The sequence below is a fragment of the Acinetobacter sp. GN11 genome, assembly GCF_054823985.1.
Genome location: NZ_JRVL01000225.1, coordinates 1 through 5837, shown reverse-complemented (window position 1 = coordinate 5837; position 5837 = coordinate 1). Strand labels below are relative to the sequence as shown.

The following is a 5837-nucleotide window of genomic DNA, read 5'->3' as shown; positions in this document are numbered from 1 at the left end:
TTGTAATGGTTACATTATGGTTAATCATTCAAAGATCAGCGTAGGAGAAAAAGTTTACTTTTTGGTATATAAATTTGATGCAAAGAATGAAAGGAAAAAATTATATAAAAAGGGAATTGTGATAGCACGTCACGATAATATACTACACATTGAATCACGTAAAAAAACTTATAAGATCGAGCAAATTAAAGTCTATCCATTAGGCGCTCCAATGCCTTTCGTTTACAACATGTTTTGGATTTGTGGATGTCCCTGTACTCTACAAAACTAATTTCTTAAATTTAACTGACAGCAAGTTATTTTATAGATCGAAATGGCTTAATCATCAGATTCATTTTTTATCTTTTGCTTTTACAGATAAGACCTATAACTTGATAAAAGCGGCTCATAACATATAACAAAATCCCTGTTATTTATTTGACAAAACAAAGACGTACTCTTATAAACCTCAAGTAAAGTTGAGATCAATTGTAATGAGTGAAAATAAAAAAGCTGACCCTAGTCGCGTTTTGACTGTGGGCGAAGTTGCAAAAAGGAGCGGGGTTACTGTTTCAACTCTTCATTTTTATGAAGCAAAAGGCCTTATAAAAAGTATAAGAACGAATGGTAATCAACGTCGCTATCCCTTAATTATTTTAAGATATATTGCGATTATTAAAGTTGCTCAAAGGGTGGGGATTCCTTTAAATGAAATCAAAGAAGCTTTAAGTCAATTTCCTATAGGTAGCAAATTAACAGCTAAGCAATGGAAAGATCTCTCAAGTCATTGGCGAGAAAATCTGGATGATCGAATTCAAAAGTTAACGAGGTTAAGAGATGAAATGGACTGGTGCATTGGCTGCGGCTGTTTATCATTAGAGCAATGTCCATTAAGAAATCCTGAAGATATTTTAGGACAAGATGGATCGGGCCCCCGAATTTTAGAAAGACCTGAATAGAATATTTCAAAAATAGCTTTTAATTGGGAATATCTTAATTTCCAATAAATTAAATTTATTTTGCTAGATCATTCAAGTGAGTTTTTTATTGTAAAGAAGTGACATGGAACATGAATTTTTTTGATATCTTTAGTTTTTTTAGTAAGAAGCAAAAAATTCTTTTTCTTGGCTTGGCACTTGTTTCGTTAACGGCTTGCTCGTCTGTACAACATAAAGATCTAACTCCACCAAAAATTGGTTCACCAAATCCAGCTAGTCAATATTGTGTTGAACAAGGTGGAAAATTAGAAATTAGAAATGAAGCAAATGGTCAAGTCGGCTATTGTCATTTACCAAATGGCCAAGTCGTTGAAGAATGGAAGTTATTCCGTGACAATCAAGCGAACTGTATAGCAGAAGAAGCTCAAAAATTAGTGGGGCAATCTGGCCTTACTGATGATCAAATTAAGCAAAAGACTCAATCAGAAATTGTGCGTAAAGTTGCTCCAGGTCAACCAATGACCATGGATTATCGTACAAACCGAGTTACGATCACCATTGACCCAGCTTCTAAAAAAATTACGAATGCAACATGTGGCTAACTTTTTAATTAAAAGCTAATAGACCGAATTTTGAAATAAAAAAGCCTGCTGAAATGCGGGCTTTTTTGCGACTTTAATTTTGGGAATAGTGAATGACTGGATATTCTTTTTGTTGAGGCAGTTGTTGTAAAGCCTTGTTAATATTGATTAGAAAAATATCAACTTTATCTTGGCTTGAATTGTTGGTGTTGTACGAAGCTCTTTCTTGATAGTTAATTCCGCATCCAATAATTTTCATATTTGCAGGGTTAAAACTCCAGTCATTTTTATTTTTGATCGAGATATCTAAATCACTATCACACTCTTTCCAGAGCTTTAAAAATTGATTGGAATATACAGCGGGGGCTTCTTGGGCTCGGTATGCGGTAAATCCCTGCATTTCGGAATTAGCAAATTGAAGCAGATGATTTGTGGGCATTCCTCCCCAAAGAATAGCAGTATCTTTTGGTAGTTTTATCGAGGTTATATTTTCTTCTTTAAGTGGAGCAGTTTGTTCATTTTTCTGTTTTGACTTTTGAGATTTATAAACCAGTTTTGTTCCAACCGGAACAGTTACGCCTTTGGCTTGAGTTATTTGAGTTGTATAGAAATAAGGCGAATCATCACGGTTACAACCTGTTGGGTTATAACAGCCAATACATCCACTCAAGAATAAAACCGGAAAGCTTAAAACACTCAATTTTAATATGTGATTCATTTTTCTTCTCTTTCATTATTTCTATAAATTTAATATATCAGGCTTTATATCAATAATAAAAAAAGCCTCTAGCGGACTAGAGGCTGAAAAACATCAGATGCAAGAACAGGTGAATTATGCATCTGAGTTAAGTAGGTTGTATCAAACCATGTAAAACACTTTACCAGCAAAAATGAATAAAAATAGAGAGGTGCGACTAATGGCTAATATTTGTGGTTTTTTATTTATACAAATTGGCGTACTTATTTAAAGACTATTTCCAGAACATCTATTAGGGGGATAAAAGCTCCACAATTTATATTTTTGATTAAACCGATCAATGTTGATGGTTCAACCGTTGTCTTTTTGCGCTGCTAGCCAATAGTTATTCGTGATTTGTACTCGGCTTAATGATAATTTTAGAGTTATCCGAAAGGACACAATAACGACGAACATACGAATAATAATGAATTGAAGGTAGGACCCCGTGTTTATAAGTGTATTTGATCTTTTTAAAATTGGTGTAGGCCCATCTAGCTCCCATACGGTTGGGCCAATGCGAGCAGCTTGTAGTTTTGTGGACGATTTATTGAAGCAAAATGATCTACAAAAGACGCTTAGAATTCAGGTTAAGTTATATGGTTCGCTTGCAGCAACAGGTGTTGGTCATGCGACAGATAAGGCTATTCTTTTAGGATTAATGGGTTTTGACCCTGAACATATCGATACTCAAGTAAGTACAAGTTTGATTGAAGATGTTCTTGAAAATAAAGCCATCCAGCTCGATCAGCAAAAGAGTATTTCTTTTGACTATAAGCATGATTTGCTTTTTTTAGATGAATCTTTGCCTCATCACCCAAATGCAATGGAACTGATTGCTTATAACGAGGCGAAAGAAATTTTATATGCTGAAACGTATTACTCGATTGGTGGCGGTTTTATTGTTAGCCAAAGGCAATTAACACAAACCCAGTCTGAGACTGGTGAAATTAAGGTTCCATATCCATTTCATAGTGCGGCTGAACTTTTAAGCTTATGTAAAACTCATCATTTATCAGTTAGTGAGTTAATGCTTGAAAATGAGAAAAGTTGGCGTAGTGAAAGTGAGATTCGCGCCAAAATTATGGATATCTGGAAAGTGATGCAGCAGTGTATTCATAATGGATTAATTAACGAAGGAATATTACCGGGTGGATTAAACGTAAAACGTCGGGCTAAAAAAATTCACGATAAATTATTAAATAAGAAAAATTCAAATCTGATTGTGACGACTTTTCATGCCATGGAATGGGTCAATTTATTTGCGTTAGCCGTAAATGAAGAAAATGCTGCTGGCGGTCGAGTAGTCACGGCTCCTACAAATGGAGCAGCAGGAATTATTCCAGCAGTTTTATATTATTACGTGACTTTTTCTAAAGACTTTTCTGAAGACAAAGTTGTTCGTTTCTTTTTGAGTGCGGCGGCAGTCGGTATTTTATGTAAGCTCAATGCTTCTATTTCTGGTGCAGAAGTGGGATGTCAGGGTGAAGTCGGTTCAGCGTGTGCGATGGCTTCGGCTGGTTTAGCCGAGATTTTAGGTGCATCACCTGAACAAGTGGAGCATGCGGCTGAAATCGGACTTGAACATAACTTGGGTTTAACGTGTGACCCGATTGGTGGTTTGGTTCAGGTACCTTGCATTGAGCGAAATGCAATTGCTGCGGTAAAAGCCATTAATGCAGCACAAATGGCACTTCATGATGAGGGTGAGCATTTTGTGACGCTCGATAAAGTTATTCAGACCATGAAAGAAACAGGCAAAGATATGTCTGAGAAATATAAAGAGACTTCAAAAGGTGGCCTCGCTGTTAATGCAATTGAGTGCTAAATAATCAGATGGGGACGAAGTGTCCCTTATTGGGTGTTCAAGGGCTGCATCGCAATTTTGATGAAGCCTGTTTTTTTCAACTTAATTTGAAATGCAAACATATGAAGTAGTAAAAAATATTATCAGTATATTGATGATAAATTTTGTTAGTGTTTTAACAAACAGTTGGAACATAGATTATGAGCAATCCATTTCATAATGTCCTGCAAGAGAGTATGCCATAGTGAAAATAGTAGAAGTAGAAAGCTCATGTAAAGCGATAAATGTACCAGGTTCGCTTAATCGAGAAGCTGTTGTACTAATCGATGATGAATGGGTTCGTGATGAGAAGTATTATTTTCAAACAGAAGAAATATATACATATTATTTAAATTTTCTTGCTCAAAATAATTTCTTCGTTAGTCGTGAAAAAGTATTAGGAAAAGGTGTGAAAGAAGCGGTGGTAACACGCGGTGATTTGACTGATGAAGGTTGGTCTTTTTGGTTGTTTTCTAATACAAAATGGCTCAATTATTACGATAGAAATAGAGACAAACCACGTTTCAATGCACAAAAGAAGCTTGAGGATTTATTAAAAAAATGGCGTGAAAGTCAACAAATTTAGAGAAGTAGTAAATGAATAACCCAATTTCTAATGTACAAATTATAGAAGATCCTGAATACGGCGTAATACTAGTTTGTCCGGATTTGGAGCTTGCAGATCAATTTGAAGATTTTTTAACGGAAAAGCATTCTGTACTTTTCCATATAAAGTTTGAGCCAAATCAAGTTTCATTCTTTTTTGTTAAAACAAACACTACTTCAAAGGTTAAAGAGTTATTCAATCAATTTATGTTATCTATTTAAAGTACTACAGTGGATTGCGTATCAGATATCAAGCGTAGGATATGGTGTAATGATTAATTAGAACTCACCTAAAAGTATTAAAGCTAACTATTATGACTGAGCGTACAAGGGGTTTAATACATGAAAAAGCAAAGGTTTAAAGAGGGTGCTTTATTACAAATTGATTTAAAAAATGGTCAATATGCATTTGGTCGGGTCATAAATAAAGAGGAAACACTTTTTTATGACTTTTTTACAGATAATATTTCTAGTCTTGGTCTCGATAAGATTTATTCAGCAAAAGAATTATTTCGAGTGCCCGTAATGAAATATGCTATTACTTCTGGTCAGTGGGTAGTGATTGACAATAAGCCCATTGAAGCAGATTTGGCGATACCAAATAAATATTTCATGCAAGATATGATTAGCAAGGAATTCTCAGTTTATCACCAAGGTAATATTATACCTGCAACATATGAGGAAATTAAAGATTTAGAATGTGCAGCGGTCTGGGAACTAGAGCACGTGGAAGATAGATTGAGAGATTATTTTGCAGGTGTACCTAATGTATGGGTTGAAGATTTAAAACCAAAGCCTTAAGTAAGTATCATGACACGGGGAACGAAGCTGTATTAAAGAGATAATAAATCTCTAATTTCCCACTTACATCGCAAAATTAGCACCACATTAAACCTAGAAAACTCCCCTCTATAACGCCCCACTTAACAATAACTCCTTCATTATTTAGCCTTACTTTTTTAATGATCTAATTTAAAACAAATGTCATTTTGCATGCTTGACTGCAATAGGGTTGGGCACTATTCTTTGCCTGCTGGCCACATTGCCAGACGGTCGTCGCGGACCGGTTTTTTCGACCACATCAGGATTATTTCTTCTGAGGAATAGTTTTGTGTGAGCATCTCCTCGTCTCCTCCCGTTGCGGTAGGACG

The 5837-nt window shown here is 35.3% G+C and carries 8 protein-coding genes; 7 read left to right on the top strand and 1 reads right to left on the bottom strand.

What is annotated here, in order from left to right:
• The 3 genes from NL42_RS16755 to NL42_RS16745 all read left to right on the top strand — a co-directional run.
• The coding region (locus NL42_RS16755; protein WP_461313606.1) for a hypothetical protein at positions 1 to 271 on the top strand (271 nt) is incomplete at its 5' end.
• 202 nt (positions 272 to 473) lie between these two features.
• Positions 474 to 938: a redox-sensitive transcriptional activator SoxR gene (soxR, locus tag NL42_RS16750; protein ID WP_461313605.1), complete on the top strand. Its 465-nt coding sequence runs from the start codon at positions 474 to 476 to the stop codon at positions 936 to 938.
• A 110-nt stretch (positions 939 to 1048) separates the two neighbouring features.
• Positions 1049 to 1519: an I78 family peptidase inhibitor gene (locus NL42_RS16745; protein ID WP_461313604.1), complete on the top strand. Its 471-nt coding sequence runs from the start codon at positions 1049 to 1051 to the stop codon at positions 1517 to 1519.
• Positions 1520 to 1592: 73 nt separating this feature from the next.
• Here the strand turns inward: NL42_RS16745 and NL42_RS16740 are convergent, their stop codons facing one another.
• Positions 1593 to 2216 carry a hypothetical protein gene (locus NL42_RS16740; RefSeq protein ID WP_080026741.1) on the bottom strand — a complete coding sequence of 208 codons (624 nt, stop codon included), beginning with the start codon at positions 2214 to 2216 and terminating at the stop codon, positions 1593 to 1595.
• 466 nt (positions 2217 to 2682) lie between these two features.
• On the opposite strand from NL42_RS16740, the gene NL42_RS16735 reads away from it, so the two are divergent.
• The 4 genes from NL42_RS16735 (at position 2683) to NL42_RS16720 (ending at position 5487) form a co-directional block, all read left to right on the top strand.
• A complete protein-coding gene (locus NL42_RS16735; protein WP_461313603.1) occupies positions 2683 to 4062 on the top strand; it encodes an L-serine ammonia-lyase in 1380 nt (459 codons plus the stop codon).
• Between the two features lie 223 nt (positions 4063 to 4285).
• Entirely contained in the window at positions 4286 to 4666 is a 381-nt protein-coding gene (locus NL42_RS16730; RefSeq protein WP_461313602.1) for a hypothetical protein, read from the top strand.
• 11 nt (positions 4667 to 4677) lie between these two features.
• Positions 4678 to 4908: a hypothetical protein gene (locus NL42_RS16725; protein ID WP_461313601.1), complete on the top strand. Its 231-nt coding sequence runs from the start codon at positions 4678 to 4680 to the stop codon at positions 4906 to 4908.
• A 120-nt stretch (positions 4909 to 5028) separates the two neighbouring features.
• Positions 5029 to 5487, top strand: a complete 459-nt coding sequence (locus NL42_RS16720; RefSeq protein ID WP_461313600.1) for an immunity 26/phosphotriesterase HocA family protein — start codon at positions 5029 to 5031, stop codon at positions 5485 to 5487.
• Positions 5488 to 5837 lie beyond the last annotated feature (350 nt).

Excerpts from the sequence above, each read along its gene's own strand:
- NL42_RS16725 (WP_461313601.1), top strand. The coding sequence starts at position 4,678 with ATGAATAACCCAATTTCTAATGTACAAATTATAGAAGATCCTGAATAC.
- soxR (WP_461313605.1), top strand. The coding sequence starts at position 474 with ATGAGTGAAAATAAAAAAGCTGACCCTAGTCGCGTTTTGACTGTGGGC.
- NL42_RS16740 (WP_080026741.1), bottom strand. The coding sequence starts at position 2,216 with ATGAATCACATATTAAAATTGAGTGTTTTAAGCTTTCCGGTTTTATTC.
- NL42_RS16720 (WP_461313600.1), top strand. The coding sequence starts at position 5,029 with ATGAAAAAGCAAAGGTTTAAAGAGGGTGCTTTATTACAAATTGATTTA.
- NL42_RS16745 (WP_461313604.1), top strand. The coding sequence starts at position 1,049 with ATGAATTTTTTTGATATCTTTAGTTTTTTTAGTAAGAAGCAAAAAATT.